This window comes from Modestobacter sp. VKM Ac-2982, assembly GCF_026967935.1.
Lineage (GTDB): Bacteria > Actinomycetota > Actinomycetes > Mycobacteriales > Geodermatophilaceae > Modestobacter.
The window spans coordinates 581,328-596,432 of sequence record NZ_JAPVBL010000002.1; the positions used below are offsets into that span (position 1 = coordinate 581,328).

The following is a 15,105-nucleotide window of genomic DNA, read 5'->3' on the forward strand; positions in this document are numbered from 1 at the left end:
GGGGTGCGTGGTCACTGCGCCACTTCGCCGCGGGGGAGACCCACTGCTCGTTCCCCCCCGACGACCACGTCGTCGATGCGCCAGCCGACGGGTACGAAGCAGTAGTCGAGGTGGTGCGGCGAATGCTGTCGGTACAGGTTGTAGTGGGTCGGCTCGGTCTCCTCACCGTGCATCTCGCCGCGGTGGGCGTGGCAAGCGGAGACGTAGCCATGGCCAGACAGCGCCTTCACGGTCGGGGCGAAGTCCGCGTCCCATTCCGCACGTCGAACTTCACGTTCTTGTTGAGGTCGCCGGCCAGCACTGCGTTGCCTCCAGCGAACAGCTCCGCATACCGGGACAGGGCGGTGATGACTGCGTCGGAGGCTTCCGCTTCGGGGTCTCCCTGGCGGCTCATCGTGTACGTGTCGCACGTCGCGAAGAGGGCGAACGCCTCCGGGCCGGTGACCTCCAGTGGCAGCACCCAGTGCAGCCCGGGGAAGTAGGTCTCGGCCACCCGCAGTCGGTAGTCCCCGAACGCGGCCACCAGTAGCCCTCGGTGCTTATCGCTTCCGATCCACTGCGCCTGGTCCGGTAGTGGCACGCCCTTGGCGCGCAGCACCGCTGGGCAGGCAGCCTCTTGGACGACGAGGATGTCGGGCGCCAGGTCGATGACCGGGTCCCACTTGCTGTGGAGCGCCTTTGCGCAGTTCCAGCTGAGCAGCCTCATGAATGGTCTCGTCGACGGCCGGCGCCGGAACGAGTCCGCCTCCGGTGAAGCTGATCAGCCATCGGCTGGGGTTGCCCGCCGCCACCGCACCGGCCGCTCGTCTCGAACGCGCACGAGGTAGTTCAGCTCCTCAAGGCGCTTCAGGATGTTGGTCGCGTTCGACGGCGTGTACTCCAGAGCCTGTGCCACCTCGCTGGCCGCCAGCCCGAGCTCCGCGCCCAGGCCGCTGAGATCGAGGACCGCCATCTGTCGCTCACCGAGCGGTTGGGCCCGCCGGATGTCGACGGGCGCCGGCCCCGGCGGCGCGGCCGCGCGGTCCGCGGCCTGCTCGCCCACGTGAAGTGCGCGCAGCCTCCCCGACAGCCGCATCAGTACGCGCGCGCCCTCGTCCAAAGCGTCCGCGAACGCCGCATCCCGCTCACGGTCAGCCGGCACGGCTTCAGAGTTCACTCTTGCCACACTTGCCAACATGGCCTGCTATCTCGGCAAGTGGAGGCCGCTTGGCAAGAAATGTCACCCGCAAGTCTCGGACTGACACTTGGACGAGTCTCGCCACATCGCCCGCGAGCTGGGTGCCTCCCACCGGACGGTGCGCCGGCTCCTCGACGAGGCAGCCGTCCCGCGTCGTCGGCCGGGGTGGCCGCACACTGGGCAGCCCGGTGCTGCTCCAGGTGCGGGAGCCGTGCGCTGAGCGACTACCGATGTGGGAGACGAGCTCGACCCCTCGACGGACCTCTTCCGGCCGATCTGACCGGTCCCGGGGTGCGGAACCTGTTCGAGGGCCCGGGGCGGCAGCTGATCGACGAGCTCGCCGAGCAGCTGGACGCGGTGGTGCGCCCGGCGGGGTAGGCGTTCACCGGGAGCACCACGACGCACCACGACGGCCGCACCACGTCAGCCGGCCCACTACGGCAGTGCGCCGCACCCCGGCCGGCAGGTCGAGCGCGCACAGTCCGCAAGGTCCCCTACTGCTGGTTAGCCGGTCCTGGTACGGGCCGTTCGTCCGATCGGTCCCCGCCACGCGCACGCGTCTCTCCGCCGCATAGCTCCCTTGGTGTCCGGTCGGCGAGCGCCCCGTCCGTCAGTGCCGTCGGGTAGGCAGACGGCATGACGCACGTGGGCGACCCCGGTGAGAACTTCGACGTCCAGCTGGCGAGTGGCCTCAGCCCCGAGCAGCGCGAGGAGGCGCTGCGCATCTTCGCGGGCCTCCGAGCGACCCGTGCGGCCCGCGACGAGCATGAGGGCGACGCGGGTCGTCCGCTGCCTCTCTGCTCGGTGCCGGTCGATGACATGGGCACTCCCTGCATGCTGCCTCTGCCGCACGAAGCCCACCGTGTGCCCGAGGAGCGCGACGAAGGCTGATGGTCGAGGGCGTTCGTGAAGGACCGCGGCAGGGCAACCGTTGGGTCAGCGCATCGACGACGGGTCCGTCCGGTTTCCGGGCACGAGCATCGCCACCACGTACCTCGGCTGACCCAGCTCAGGATCTTCTCGGGACACGACGTCGAAGGAGAAGTCGAGGCTCGGGGTGGGACCGGTCCGCTTGCGCAGATCGAGTACGGCCATGAAGCCCAGGCGCACGTCCGCACTCTGGTAGCCGGAGGTCTGGGACAGGAAGTTGGACCTCTTGACCAGGTCCATCTTCCGGACGTCCTTCTTGAGCTCGATGTACAGGGTGAAGAGAGGGAACACGCACGCCACGTCGACACGGCCGCCACCGACGTGACGAACCTCGGTCTTGGTCCGACCTGCGTGCGGGGTTCCGTCGAACCACGTCTTCAGGTCCGCGGCGAGCTCCTTCTCGAGCGCGTCCGCTTTGAAGAGGTAGGGCATCTCGGCCTCACCCAGACCGTCGCGCGAGCGCCAGAATCGCAGCAGTAGCAGCAGTATCTCGTCGACGGCGAACTTCACGTCGCCGCGGTACTCGGCGCTGGCCGACAGCTCCCGTCGCACGCGAGCGAACGTCTCGTTGATGACCAGCACGTCGCCAGGCGAGGCCCTGAAGCCGGTCCCCTCATGGCCCTCGGCGATGCGCCGTTCCAGGGCCTGGGCCACATGGGCCGGGATGGAGGTGAGAGCGGCGAGGTCGTGGTCCAGCATCATCTCGAGCAAGGGCAGCTCCGGCTGGCCGTCAGTGGAGACGAAGGCGTCGGCGCCGCCCTTCGCTTTTGGGAAGCGCTCGGCGTTTACCACTTTCTCTCGGGCGGCCGCCAGGAGGGAGCGGGCGGCCTCGAGTTCCACGTCGACAGCTCCCTCGTCCGCCGGCCCCCCGACCCCGGTCCCCACCCCGCCGGACGCCGCGATGCCGGCCTCCAGCGCCCGCACGTGGTCGTCGAGGTGCTTCATGAGACCGGCCCGGACGGCGATGCCATCCTCGATGACGGGCCCGAGGATGGCGGCGACGCCGACCTGGTCCTCACGGCGCAGGACGCGACTACATCGGGACGCCGTGTAGGCGGCGAGGACGTGGGCGAGCATCGCCTCCGCCTGGTACCAGCTCGGTTCCGTCAACGCGGCGCTGGAGCGGACGACGTCGTTGGCGAGCCCAACCCAGGCGACCTCGGCATCGAGGCGGGGGAAGCGCCAGTGCGGCAGCCCAGTGGACCAGAACACGTGCTCTCGCACGTGTTCGTCGAGCCGGACTGCAAGGCCGGGCAGGTCCGTCGAGCTGAGGAGGGCGCGTCCGGTGTCGGTGGGGAGATGTGCTGCCAGCAGACGCGAGACGTCGGCCATGGCGGCGGCGTCGACTCTGCTGGCCGCAGCGACGTCCAGTCGCCGCTCCGCGTCCTGCAGGTGCGTCTCAGTGTCGGTCAGCGTCTGCCCACCGAGGGCCTGGAGCAGGGACGCGCATCCAAGCTCATAGGCGGCATCGGCTGCGACTTCGTGGGACCAGTTCTTGGCGGTTTCGGGGTCGACGGGCGCTGCGACGGGGGAGTTCAGGCCCGCCAGCTGCTCCATCGCGGCGACGAGGGCCTGCTCCCGCCAGCGCTCGTACGCTGCCGCGAGGCAGCGCAGCGCGACACGGGCGAACGAGGGCGGGCTGACGGGCGGCAGCTGCACCAGCTGGGCAAGGACCGCGAAGTGGGAGACCCACTCCCCGAGGGCAATCCGGGTGGCGCCCTCTAGGGCCTTGGCCGCACGTAGCCACTCCTGCAGACCAGCTGAGGGCGCCGGCGGCCGGGCCGCTCGCAGGCACATGTCGGAGAGGCGGACCGCCGACGTCTGGAGGACGGACGGGCTTTCCAGCAACGCGGTGAGGCACTCGATGAAGATGGTGGGGCTGGTGGACTCGCCCACCGCATCGATGACGGCGGAGTGGGCGGCAACGGCCTGGGCCGCGTGCGGGGGTTCGTCGACGAGGAGGATCGTGAGGTCGATGAGACCGGGAGTGTTGGCGAGGCCGGCCACTCGGTCGGCGGGGACGGACCAGTCGCCGGCCACGCTGCTGGCTCTGCGCGCGTTCGGGATGACCTGGGGGCTGGCAGCCGTGCCATCCACGCCGTCGTCCGTCATGCCGCTGCTCCTTCGTCGGGGGCTCTCACCGTCCGTGCGGTCGCTCGCGGGGCCAGCCTGTCGCCGACCACCGACGGAACGGTGGCCCTGGCTACCAGAGGTATTCGTCGGGTCTGGCGACCCGCCGACGGTCCGCCGGGACCAGCTCCTCCAGCATCTCGGTGCGCGTCGTCGCGACGATGACCTGCATGTCCGGTGACTCGGCGGCGGCTTGCTGCAGCGCTTGGAGCATCGCGTCGAGGCTTACCTTCGTGGCCTCCTCCGAACCGGGCGAGTCGACCGTCAGCAGGCCGGGGTGGCGCCCGGTCTGGCTGGCGAACCCGGCGCGAAGTAGGGCGACGGCAGTCGCAACCTTGAGCCGCAGCTGCTCACCCGACGTGCACTTCCCGTAGGACGTGGAAACGCCGCCCTTGTGCACCTTCAGCGTTGCGCCGCCACCGAGCTCGACCGACGAGAGCTGCGGGATGCCGAACTCGCGGGCGAGATCTGTGATGTTCTGCGACAAAGTCGTGAGGACGTCGCGCTGGGCGTCCTTCACCCGGTCCGCCGTGACCGTCTCTGTGGCCTTCAGGACCTTGCGCCGCTGCTCGAGGACGACGCGCTCGGCCTCGTCGGCGGACGACATCGTCGGCTGAAGGGCTTCCAGAGCCCCCTGCGCGCGTGCCAGAGCGAGTTCGGCGGTCCGCCGCCGCTCAAGCAGGCCGCCGGCTTCGCCACCGGACCGAGCGCGGGACGCCGCCTCCTCCCGCTCCCGCTCGACGTCCTGGAGCTGGGCCTCCAGCTGCTGCACCCGCAGGGTGGTGTCTGCGAGAACCCGGCGCAGGGCGTCGTCGCCTTCCGCCGGCGTCTCCTCCGACGGCGCGGAACGGCCGTTGAGCATCGCCGCGCCCGCGAGGGCAGCAGCGCGTTCGGGGGCCGGCGCCGAGGCGGCGACAAGGACCTCCTGCCCCAAGGCCTCCAGGTCGAGCTCCGTGGTGCACACCGAGCACTCGTGTCCCTCGGACTCGTGTGCCCGTCGTTCCTCGGTCACCGGTGCGGAACAGCGCGGGCAGGCGCTCGGGCGCAAGGCGTTGAAGAACCGGCGCCCAAGCGCGTCCTCTAGCAGCGCATGCTTGCGAGCCTCTTCCTCACGAAGTTCGCGCCGGGCCCCGCGCTCGACGTCCCGGAGCGCGTCGAGCTGTAGGCGAAGGGCTGCGACGCGGGAGCCCAGCCGGGTCACGCGCTCCACTGCGGCGTCCACTTCTGCAAGACGGACGCCCCCGTCCGGGACGTCGGCCAGGGCCGCCTGAGCCCTGGAGATCTCCGCCTCGACCGCGGCACGCTTCCCCGCCGTGGCCTCCTCCTGCTGCGTCGCTCTCTGGTTCAGCCGGTCCAGGGCCGCGTCGACTGCCCTCCCCGCGGTCGTGGCCTCGGCCCTGCTGGCGGCCCAGGCGGCCCCGACGAACATCGACAGCAGTCGACTGGCCATCCCCCCGAACGGCACGTCTCCCAGCAGCTGGTCGAGCCCCTTGGAAGAAATCGACAGGGCGCCGGCGTAGGCCACCCAGGCGTGCTCCACCGCCTGGTCCTCCTGCCATGCCGCGATGGGCTGCAGGTGGAGCCGCGTCATCATGATGGAGTCCATCGCCTGTTCGAATCCGCCCTCGTCACCGAAGCGCGCGAGCTCGACCCGGCCGGACCCGGTGGCATCCTGCCGGAACACCGACCCCCGGGGCTGGCTGTCGTAAACGGCGAAGTCGACGACGACGTGCTCCTCGTTGACCTGGAACACGACGTGTACGTGGCGCAGCCACGACCGTACGTCCGGCTGGACCCTGGACCGGCCCCGGAGCGCCCAGCGGATGATCTCCAGCACGCTGCTCTTGCCGTGGAGGTTGTCGTGGCTGCCGACCACGTAGAGCCCTGGTCCGAGGTCCCACGAGAACTCGAACGGCTCCTCGGTGACGTCGCCGTCGGATGTCTCAAGCCGCTTGACGCCGGAGAAGGTGACGTGCAGAACCCTGAGCCGAACCGGGGTCGGCACCGTCGCCGACGTGGTGACCCGAGACTCGCGGAGAATGATCTCGATGTCCTGCTGGGACACCGCGCCCTTCAGCTTCTCCGCGACCGCTCGCGCGAGCTCGCTCACGATGCCGTCCTCTCCTTCAGCCGTGACCGCACCCGGTCGCCGATGGGCCCGATGTGGGTGCCTAGCTCGGTCTCCGCGTAGGAGGCCTGCTGGTACTGCCGGGCCTTCAGCTGCGCACCCGAGTGGTCGCGAGCGACCAAGAGCACGAGCTTGACCTGCCGCGGGTACCAGCTCAGGGCAGAGTCGGCGGCCTCGAGGTCATCACCTGCCGCAACGCCCGCCGGCAGGAGGAAGAACTGGTTCCGATGCCCGCCCGGCATGCGGCGCATGGCCGCGAGGCCGTACGCCTCGAGGTGCGCGAAGGCATCGTCCAGCGGCTCGTAGGCGCCGTAGAGCCACCGCGGCATGGGGTAGTGCCGGAGGGAAGGCTCCGGGTCGTCCAGGAGCGCTGAGGCCACGTCGACGTATGACGCGTCCAGCCGCCCGGCCTCCACCTCGGTGAGCAGCTCGGCGGCCAGGTAGTCAGGGTTGCGCAGCCAGAAGTCCAGGGCCTGCAACCGCAACTCGCTGCGCACCGCGAGCACCGCGTTCTGCGGGTCCCCGGGGGCGCCTGCGGGACCGCCGGCCTGCCGCATCAAGGCAAGGAGGCGGATGGCGTGCTGGACCGGGCTTGCAGACGACGGCACGCGTTCCCTCCCTACGGCTGGGCCGCACCGTACCGGGACCGGCTCGTCCGTTCGCTGTGGCCCAACCCACCGACGGTCGGCCATAGGCCCCGCGGGCCTGAGTGTCGCCCATCGGACGGGCAGTGTCGTTCGGCGAACCGCGGCACGTTCGGTGTCGCTGGCCGGACGCCGCGACACTTTCCCCGGATCTCGCGTCGGGACCCCTGCGCATCGCGCAGTGCTCGGGACGGTCGCGCCGCATGGGAGGAGTGGCGCACGGGCCGGGTGCCAAGACGCGGCAGCTGAAGTACATCCCGAAGGTCATCGAGGACTGGGCTGCATTCGATGCTGCGATCGATGCGTACCTGGGCGAGCAAAGCCGCGCGCCGTCGACGCGCTCCAACCATGAGAAGAACTGGGAGCGGTGGAAGCGTCTGTGCGCTGAGACTGGTGTGCGGTTCCGCGAGACGATCGACCCGTTGCGGGCGCCGTTCCTTGTCTTCGAGGACCTCGCGCTCGAGTGCCGCGAGGACGGCCTTCCGCTTTCGGCCGGGACTATCGGAACCATCGTTGCTGCGGTCGGGTGGCACTACGAGCAGGCCGGGCTTGTCCCAGCGCACAAGCAGCCTCAGTACGTCGGTGACTGGAAGGCCCTAATGAAAGGGCTCAAGCGGCGCGACGGGAAGCGCCGCTCGGCTGGCGACTTCCCGCGGCAGCCGGTCAAGCCGCTCCTCCGCCGAGAGATGGTTCAGTTGCTGGTCGCCGAGCCGGCCCGGACGCCGCGCCTCGACGCTGGTCGGGCCGCGGTGCTCCTGGCCCTGGACACGCGACTGCTCGCGGGACAACTGCACCGGCTCCAGCCCGGCGACGTCACGCTGCGGGGCAACCAGGACGTGCAGGCGCCCGGACCGCTCGAGCTGCGCGGGCCGCACGGCGTGCTCGGTCTACCGTGCAACCACACCGACTACGTCCGCGGCGTGCCGTGGGATTGCACTGCCTGTGCGGTGCGTGCCGTGCTCGCTGAGCATCCGGGCGACGGCCCGCTTCTGTCGGCCGGGCGGCGGGAGCTCCGGGACCAGCTGAAGAGCTTGTGCGCGCGGTGGCCGGGGTTGCGGGCGCCGGAGCCCAGGCGGGTGGGGCTGACTCCGGCCCCGACGCTCACGCGTTGGGAGCGGGCTGGCCTCCGGCGCGGCCTGGTCCTCGCGGTCGGGGTCGAATCGGGCTTCAGGTGGGTGCGGGCGCGAGCGTGGACGGTGACCAGCTGGGTCTGCGGCTTCCGGATGAACTCCGACCTGGTCGGCCTGGACCGAAACGCCGTCACTCCGGACCCGGCGGATCGCTGCTACCGGATCCGGCTCGGCGGCACGAAGGACGACCAGCCCGGCGTGAAGGACGTAGGGCGGCCACTGGAGTGGAGCGCCCCCGGCGGCACGTCGGCGGCTCAGGCGATGGCGGAGTACCTCTGCGTGCGCGACGCCGCCACCGGCGGTCGGGAGGGCGTCCTTCTGGTCAAGTCGCCTAGGGAGGCCTGCGAGCCCATCGACCGGGGGACGACCGGCGACGAGCTCGCCGGCGACGACCTCGCGCTGCTTTGCAGCATCGCTGGGCTGCCCGCCGAGTACTCCAGCTACTCCACCCGCCGCGGCTACGCGCAGCAGGCGCAGCTGGACAACTGGCCCCTCGTGGACATCCAGCGGGGCCTGCGCCATCAGCAGCTGCACACGACGCTGATCTACACCGCCGGCGCCGCCGGCAGCCGTGGCCCGGTGGCAAAGCTGTTGGAGCTCGCATGAGCGGCAGGGGGAAGGCGCGGGACGAGGTCAGTGCCGAGGTCGTCGACCGCCGCGGCAGCGAGAAGCAGCGCCGCGACGACCAGGTGCGGCGTTCGCAGTACCTGCGGTGGTGTGCCGCCAACAGCCAGCCGCCGGAGCCCCCCGAACGGCCCCAGCCGGATTACCCGGGGGCTGACCAGGTTCTGGTGCGGTTCTTGTTCGCTCACCACCACACCGTGGTCGGCGAGGAGGACGCCTGGTCGTGGTCGCACGCGACCACGTTCGCCCGAATCGTCGCCGACGAGCAGCGGCGCAACGGCCACCCCGATCCCCGCGGCCGCCGGGTCAGGCTGTTCCTGAAGACGCTTCGTGCCGAGATCGGCACCCTGAAAGACGTACGTACAGACGCGCTCACGCAAGCGCAAGTCAACGTCGCCGCGGAGCGGGCTGGGGCGAGCCTGCACCCTTTGAGCCCGCTCGCGGTGCGGCTGCGCGGTGTCGTCGCCGCTGCCGAGGCTCTTGGAGTCGACCCGACCTCTACCGGCGGCGGGGTCCAGCGGCTGCCCTGGTCGGCGTTCGACGTCCGTCCGGACGCCGTCGTGATCACCGACGGCAGCGGCGAATATCGGCTCGACGCGGTCCGACAGCCGCAGTTCTACGCGGCCCTGACCGCCGCGCTGGACCTGCCCACGGCAGCGGCCACCGACCGTCCGCTGATGCCTCGCGTAGAGGACCGGACCCAACGGGCGAACCGGCGAACCCCGCCGGCCGTGAGCGCCGACTTGCAGCCGCTGTTCCAGGCCTGGGCTCGGGGGTTCCCGGTGGAGGCCGGGAAGGTCGACGGACGGCTGCGGCCGGCCGCGGAGCTCCGGGCCCAGATCGCGGCCACCTGGGACGGCGACAGGCCCGAGGACCGGATGTGGTGGCTTGAGAACCTCGATCCGTGGCTGGGGCAGCGCCGCCGCGACCTGGCCTATGAGCTCTGCGGGGTGGTGAACGGCCGCCGGCACATCGAGCTGGAGCGGCTGACGGTCGGGAAGCTGCAGCTCACCGGGACGGGCGGCTACGGCTACCAGGTCATTGACGAGAAGAGCTCTGACGCGGCCGCACGTCAGGGCGAGGCCAGGCCTAACGTGCTCGCGCGCTATCTCGACCACCTGGCCGACGACCCCGCCGCCTGCCAGCCTTCCTGCCCCGCCTGCCGGATGCGCGACCATCTGGAGATGCGCCGCCGCAGCGGCGCGGGCGATGACGACCCGCTCTTCATCGGTCGGCGCGGGGAAGCGCTGCGGGGAAACGGTGGGCGCCACGCGATCCGCCGACTGGCGCACACTGTGCAGGACCTCGACGCCGCCGAGGACGGCACGGAACGGAACTACGGCACCCGCACTATGCGGGTGACTGCGGCGACGCTCGCCTACAACGAGGCGAAGATGGAGCCCCAGGAGATCGCCGATGAGGTGACCGGGCACCGCTCGGCGGAGATGGCCATGCGGTACGTCCGCATCAACGACCCGGCCGCGAACCACGACCTCGTACTGCCCCTGGACGGTTGCGAGCGGACTCCAACGCGCCGCAATGCCGCAACCGCGGCCGGCTGAGGCCCATCCGGATGCCGAACTCGGCCTGGGTCAGCTTGGTGCGGGCGCGGAGCTTCTCCAGCTCGAGCACCCGGTTCACCCGGTCGACGTCAGCGCCGATCCGCTCGGCAGCGCCCCGGCGGGCGGCGATCTCGTCGCACGGCTCGTCGAACTTGTTGTTGCTCATCGCTTCCTCCTCGACGCTCGTGGGTTGGCGCGCTTCCGGTTGTCCTACCGGCAGGGCGAGCGGCTGTTCGGCGAGCTGAGGCTGATGCCCGGGCGATCCGGAAGGTCTACGCCGACCGGCTCACCGCCCGCGGTGACGCGTTCCGCCCCCGCGTGCAGGTAGCCACCCTGGACTCGGGGGCGGGGATCCCTTGACCGGCCCAGACCGCCTCCCGCAGAGTGTGACGACCTTCATGGCCACGGGGAGCACTCCGCCATGCACACGCACCACCCATGACCGTCGTCCGGGTTCGCCGGTGGCTTGCGGTCGCCGTCGTCGTCGCGGTCCTCGTCGGCTGCACTGCCACCGCTGAGGAACCCACCGCGGAACCGGCCGTGCCGACGGTCGCTGCCGAGGGGACGACCGATGTCCCCGTCACCGACCAGTGGTCGGTGCAGGTGCCGGCCGCCGCCGCGCCCGCGGGAACCGAGATCTTCATCGACACCGTCGACGGTGCCGCCGACGGGCTGTGGGACCTCGAGGGGGTCTCACTGCTGGCCGCCGCCGACGTCGCCCTTGAGTCTGGGCGGCCGGCCGTACCGGTCACCTTCACCTACCGGCTCGAGGAGCCGCTGCCGGCCGGTGAGGTGCTCTTCCTGGCCGACGACACCGCCACCGCCGAGGAGGTGCTGGCCGCTGCCGCTGGCGACAGCCCGCCTTCGGCCGCCCACGTGCGGGTGGCCGAACTCAACGCCGACCGCACGGTGGCCACCGTCACCACCGATCACCTGAGCTTCAAAAGCTGGCTGCGGGTCGCCGCCGACGCCGTCACCAACACGATCGGCAAGGTCTTCGACCAGCGCACCGACCCGCCGTCGTGCACGAGCCCACCGCCGGCGTGGATGACCGAGGAGCCGACCTTCCTCGACGACATCAACGGGCCGCTGCTGGTGTGCGTGGGCCGCGATCCGAGCAGCCCCGAGGACTCGGTGGTCAAGGTGGTGAACAACCGCGGCGGAGCGATCCTGGTGTCGTCCCCGGTGACCCCGAAGTGGGCGTGGCAGCCGCTGCTGTTCGACGGCGGCGCGGTGGTGGACTGGGCGACCAACCTGACCTCGCGAGTGTTGCCGGTCTTCGCGGTACCCGAGGCCGAACAGTCACGGACCTGGCTGCTGTTCCCCGGGTCGGAGGTGCACATCGGCTTCACCCAGGACATGGTCACCGACGCCGGACCGTTGACCGTTCGTGGCCGGATGCCGGCACTGGGCGCCGCCTACGGTGCCGCACTCAGTGCGACCGGGCTGGTCATGTCGCTGAAGGACCGCAACGAGTCGCTGTCGAAGGCGGCGACCATGCTGAGCCTGGCGCTGCTGGTCGGCTGTGTGCAGACCAGTTCGGCGTCGACCGACGGGACCGCGGCCGGGGTCGGGGAGCTGACCCTGGAACTGGTCGGCTGCGTGGTGAGCAACCCGCAGGCGGTCTTCGACGTGCTAGAGGCCAATGTGCCGGCGCAGGCGTGGAACCGGATGCGCGGCGACGTCACCCGGCTGGCCACCTCGGCCAAGCACCGCGGCGGGCCGCTGCTGGCGATCGGTCAAGCGACGTTCGTGCTCACCGACCTGGCCACGACGATGGCACTGGGCGAGGGCGCGTGGACGGTGACGCTGTGGCCACCGTTGCCCCCACGTGCCGCCGGGTCGGTCGCCCTGGGACTCGGCGGCTCGCTGGGGGACCTGGCGGTCTTCGAGGACGCCGACCGGTCGCTGACCTACCTGCGCGCCGAACTCGGCGCACCCGACGACGACTCCGGCTGGGTGACCCCGACGATGTGCGGGCCGCTGGGCAACAGCGGCGCCCTGTGGCGGCTGGTGCGGTGGGGTGACCTCGAGGTGATGTTCCTGGATCAACCGCAGCCGCAGCCGGACGGGTCGACCACCGACGCGCCGGTGGAGTACCTGGCCGGATGGAGCTACCTGCAGCCGGCCGCAGGCCCGGTGCGGCCGGTGCTGGCGACCGCCGAGGGGCTGACGCTGGGGTCCAGCCGGCAGGACGTGCTCGACGTCTACGGCGACCAGGCGTCGGAGGTGGGGGTCTTCGGCGGATCCGCCGTCGGGGCGCTGGGGGTGTCCTTCGGCGACTTCAGCAACCTGGTCGTCGAGTTCGACACCGGCGGGGATGTGGTGGCGATGTCGTCGGGGCAGGGCTGCAACTGAACCTTCCCGCGACCGACCGGTGGTGGTGACCGCTGGGCGGTCGAAGGGTGCAGGCCCCGGCGGGGTGCTCACCGTTGCTCTAACCAGGAGCGGAGCACCGGCTTGGTGGAGTTCTTACGGTGCCGGTGGTGGGGTAGGTGGCGTCGAAGGCGTCGAGGACTGCGTCTGCGTACTCGGCGGGGTCGACCGCCGTGGTACTGGCGGATTCGTCATCGCGGGACCATGCAACTGGAAGGCCGACCGGCTGAGCACGCCCGTGCCCTCAAGGCGACGGCTCCGCCGCTGTCGTCGTCGGGCTGCTGGGCTTGAGCACCTTCTTTGGGGCTACTTCTGCTTCGTGCGCGCGTCGACGAGGACAGCCGGGACGGATACTGCCGCGGCGACATCGACCGACGAGAGGACCGAGTGGATGACCCAGCCGCCAGGCGGCGCCCTGCCCGGGGAGGGGCGGCCCGCGCCGGGTAGCCCGCACCCACCACCGCCTTGGGCTGCACCGGCCGCGCCAGCGGGCTGGCCGCCGCCGAGCTGGGGTCCGCCGAGCTGGCGTCCGCCGACCGGAGGCCCGCCACCAGGCGTCCCTGCGTCACCGCCGGGGTGGCGACCGCCAACGGGCGCACCGCCACCGGGCTGGGGTCCGCCGCCCGGGCCGCCTGGCGGGCCACCGCCGGGCCGGCCGCAGTACTGGATCCTGGGTGTGATCACCGGCGTCGTGGTGCCGCTCCTCCTCGTCGGTGCGCTCCTTGCCGACCTCCGGTCCTCCGGTGAGCCGTCCCCTGACGCCGATCCCATCGCTGCGGCAGCGCCGGCGGAGTCCGCCGTTCCGGAGACGGCCGAGTCGACCCCGCAGCCACCAGGCTTCGGGGACGGCACGTACCTGGTCGGCACCGACATCTCGCCGGGCCGGTACCGGGCCGACGGTGCGCGCTCCTGCTCCTGGCAGCGGCTCAGCGATCTGACCGGCGACTACGACGCCGTCCTGGCCTGGGAGTTCCCCGACGGGCAGGCCTACGTGGACGTTCTGCCGACCGACGTCGCGTTCGCTACCGATGACTGCGGCCGGTGGACGCCGGCGACGGGCGACGTTCCCGACGTCAGCGGCGCATTCGACGACGGCGCCTACCTGGTCGGCTCCGACATCCAACCGGGAACCTACCGCGCCCTCGGCGGCTCGGGCTGCTCCTGGCAGCGACTCAGCGATCTGACCGGCGACTACGACGCCGTCCTGGCCTGGGAGTTCCCCGACGGACAGGCCTACGTGGACGTTCTGCCGACCGACGTCGCGTTCGCCACCGACGACTGCGGCACCTGGAACCGCACCGGCTGACCACGCAGATGCAACAGAGGCGGGGAACACGGTTCGTCCGTCACTTCAAATGGGCTGCTGGGACAGCTTCGCCGCGAGGGACGCCAGTGCGAGGTCCGGTCCCGGACTCGGTCCCGATTTAGGTGGAGCAAGGGCGGGCTGGTTCCGTACGGTCAAGAACGTGGCCACGGTTGAGCTGTTCGTCGACTGGTCTTTGGTCGGCCAGGCGCGCCGGTTCCGCATCCGCGTGGGAGCGCCGATCCGCCGGCAGCTGCGCGCCGGCGACACCGTGGTGGTGCTCGGCGATGACGTCACCCCGGCCCGTGCCCGCGTGCTGGCCGTCGACGACCCCGAGGTCGAGCTCGAGCTGCTGGACGAGCCGGGCCCGTTAGGAAGGACTCGCGCCGACCGGACCAGGTGCACCGCGGTCGACCTGGATGCGGTCCGCGCCGCAGTGGCCCCGTTCGAGGCCGCGCACCCCGGAATCTGCGCGGGCAACTACCCCGATGCCTTCCGGGGCGCCGACGGCCGGCTCGTGGAGTCCGAGGAGTTCTTCGCCGTCAACGAGCTCTACAGCGTCCTCGAGATCGCCGGTCGGCCAGGCAACGGCGTGGCTCCCCGCGGTGGGCATGCCGGGCCGGGGCCGAGGTCGGAGCAGGCCCGCGCGGAGGACCGGGCCGGGGATGCGGAGTCAGCGGCGCGCAGGCTGACCGCGTTGGATGAGTTGCTCGCCGAGTTCGAAGCGAAGCACGCACCGATCGGCGCAGCAGAGATGGATGCGGTGATGCGGCGGCTCCGCGCCCGCTGCCGCGAACACGGAGGTGCCCGGGAGCGTGCACTGCCGCCGCCGCTGGTGTGGCGACAGATCACGGCCGGCGAGACCGAGGAGATGCACGCCGAACTCCGCGCCTTCGAGCAGCGCTACAGCACGCCCAGCGAGCGGATGCTGGAAGTCGCCGAGTTCCACGACGCCGACGGCCAACTCGTCGAGATCGATGACCTGATGCGGTGGTCGTCGCTGTGGGACCGCTACCGGGCACTGACCGAGCGGGAGGACCCGTAGCTGGGGCGAAGGCGCGGTTCCACGTCGACTTCTACCTGAGCCCGGACGGGGTCCGC

The 15,105-nt window shown here is 71.1% G+C and carries 13 protein-coding genes; 7 read left to right on the forward strand and 6 right to left on the reverse strand.

Translation table 11 applies throughout. From position 1 onward, the window contains the following. Positions 1–11: 11 nt before the first annotated feature. The 3 genes from O2W20_RS09610 to O2W20_RS09620 are packed head-to-tail and all read right to left on the reverse strand — an operon-like array spanning position 12 to position 1,156. Entirely contained in the window at positions 12–230 is a 219-nt protein-coding gene (locus tag O2W20_RS09610) for a hypothetical protein (protein ID WP_269172853.1), read from the reverse strand. After that, a complete protein-coding gene (locus tag O2W20_RS09615) occupies positions 227–706 on the reverse strand; it encodes a hypothetical protein (RefSeq protein ID WP_269172852.1) in 480 nt (159 codons plus the stop codon). Before O2W20_RS09615 ends, O2W20_RS09610 begins: the two co-directional genes overlap by 4 nt. 54 nt (positions 707–760) lie before the next feature. Next, a complete protein-coding gene (locus tag O2W20_RS09620; protein ID WP_269172851.1) occupies positions 761–1,156 on the reverse strand; it encodes a MarR family transcriptional regulator in 396 nt (131 codons plus the stop codon). Positions 1,157–1,813: 657 nt separating this feature from the next. Between O2W20_RS09620 and O2W20_RS09625 the strand changes: the two genes are divergently transcribed. Beyond that, positions 1,814–2,068, forward strand: a complete 255-nt coding sequence (locus O2W20_RS09625) for a hypothetical protein (RefSeq protein ID WP_269172850.1) — start codon at positions 1,814–1,816, stop codon at positions 2,066–2,068. Between the two features lie 45 nt (positions 2,069–2,113). Here O2W20_RS09625 and O2W20_RS09630 read toward each other — a convergent pair whose 3' ends face one another. From O2W20_RS09630 to O2W20_RS09640, 3 genes are all read right to left on the reverse strand, one after another. Then, on the reverse strand, positions 2,114–4,219 hold the full coding sequence (locus O2W20_RS09630) for a hypothetical protein (RefSeq protein ID WP_269172849.1): 2,106 nt from the start codon (positions 4,217–4,219) through the stop codon (positions 2,114–2,116). A gap of 91 nt (positions 4,220–4,310) precedes the next feature. Then, a complete protein-coding gene (locus O2W20_RS09635) occupies positions 4,311–6,347 on the reverse strand; it encodes a hypothetical protein (RefSeq protein WP_269172848.1) in 2,037 nt (678 codons plus the stop codon). Next, positions 6,344–6,973, reverse strand: a complete 630-nt coding sequence (locus tag O2W20_RS09640; protein ID WP_269172847.1) for a hypothetical protein — start codon at positions 6,971–6,973, stop codon at positions 6,344–6,346. Before O2W20_RS09640 ends, O2W20_RS09635 begins: the two co-directional genes overlap by 4 nt. A gap of 239 nt (positions 6,974–7,212) precedes the next feature. Here O2W20_RS09640 and O2W20_RS09645 point away from each other — a divergent pair, with 239 nt between their 5' ends. From O2W20_RS09645 to O2W20_RS09670, 6 genes are all read left to right on the forward strand, one after another. Further along, positions 7,213–8,745, forward strand: coding sequence for a hypothetical protein (locus tag O2W20_RS09645; protein ID WP_269172846.1), 1,533 nt, complete (start codon positions 7,213–7,215; stop codon positions 8,743–8,745). Continuing rightward, positions 8,742–10,325 (forward strand): hypothetical protein, encoded by a 1,584-nt coding sequence (locus O2W20_RS09650; protein WP_269172845.1) that lies wholly within the window; start codon positions 8,742–8,744, stop codon positions 10,323–10,325. The genes O2W20_RS09645 and O2W20_RS09650 overlap by 4 nt, the downstream gene beginning before the upstream one ends. Next, on the forward strand, positions 10,303–10,653 hold the full coding sequence (locus O2W20_RS09655) for a hypothetical protein (RefSeq protein WP_269172844.1): 351 nt from the start codon (positions 10,303–10,305) through the stop codon (positions 10,651–10,653). Before O2W20_RS09650 ends, O2W20_RS09655 begins: the two co-directional genes overlap by 23 nt. 110 nt (positions 10,654–10,763) lie before the next feature. After that, positions 10,764–12,683, forward strand: coding sequence for a hypothetical protein (locus tag O2W20_RS09660; protein WP_269172843.1), 1,920 nt, complete (start codon positions 10,764–10,766; stop codon positions 12,681–12,683). A 694-nt stretch (positions 12,684–13,377) separates the two neighbouring features. Beyond that, the gene (locus O2W20_RS09665) at positions 13,378–14,007 is read left to right on the forward strand and encodes a hypothetical protein (protein WP_269172842.1); all 630 of its coding nucleotides are present in this window, start codon (positions 13,378–13,380) and stop codon (positions 14,005–14,007) included. Positions 14,008–14,167: 160 nt separating this feature from the next. After that, on the forward strand, positions 14,168–15,049 hold the full coding sequence (locus O2W20_RS09670) for a hypothetical protein (protein ID WP_269172841.1): 882 nt from the start codon (positions 14,168–14,170) through the stop codon (positions 15,047–15,049). The last annotated feature ends 56 nt before the right edge of the window (positions 15,050–15,105 follow it).

Bases quoted from the DNA above. Each gene is read 5' to 3' on its own strand.
- O2W20_RS09615 (WP_269172852.1), bottom strand. From the start codon at position 706: ATGAGGCTGCTCAGCTGGAACTGCGCAAAGGCGCTCCACAGCAAGTGG.
- O2W20_RS09625 (WP_269172850.1), top strand. From the start codon at position 1,814: ATGACGCACGTGGGCGACCCCGGTGAGAACTTCGACGTCCAGCTGGCG.
- O2W20_RS09630 (WP_269172849.1), bottom strand. From the start codon at position 4,219: ATGACGGACGACGGCGTGGATGGCACGGCTGCCAGCCCCCAGGTCATC.
- O2W20_RS09645 (WP_269172846.1), top strand. From the start codon at position 7,213: ATGGGAGGAGTGGCGCACGGGCCGGGTGCCAAGACGCGGCAGCTGAAG.
- O2W20_RS09650 (WP_269172845.1), top strand. From the start codon at position 8,742: ATGAGCGGCAGGGGGAAGGCGCGGGACGAGGTCAGTGCCGAGGTCGTC.
- O2W20_RS09655 (WP_269172844.1), top strand. From the start codon at position 10,303: ATGCCGCAACCGCGGCCGGCTGAGGCCCATCCGGATGCCGAACTCGGC.
- O2W20_RS09660 (WP_269172843.1), top strand. From the start codon at position 10,764: ATGACCGTCGTCCGGGTTCGCCGGTGGCTTGCGGTCGCCGTCGTCGTC.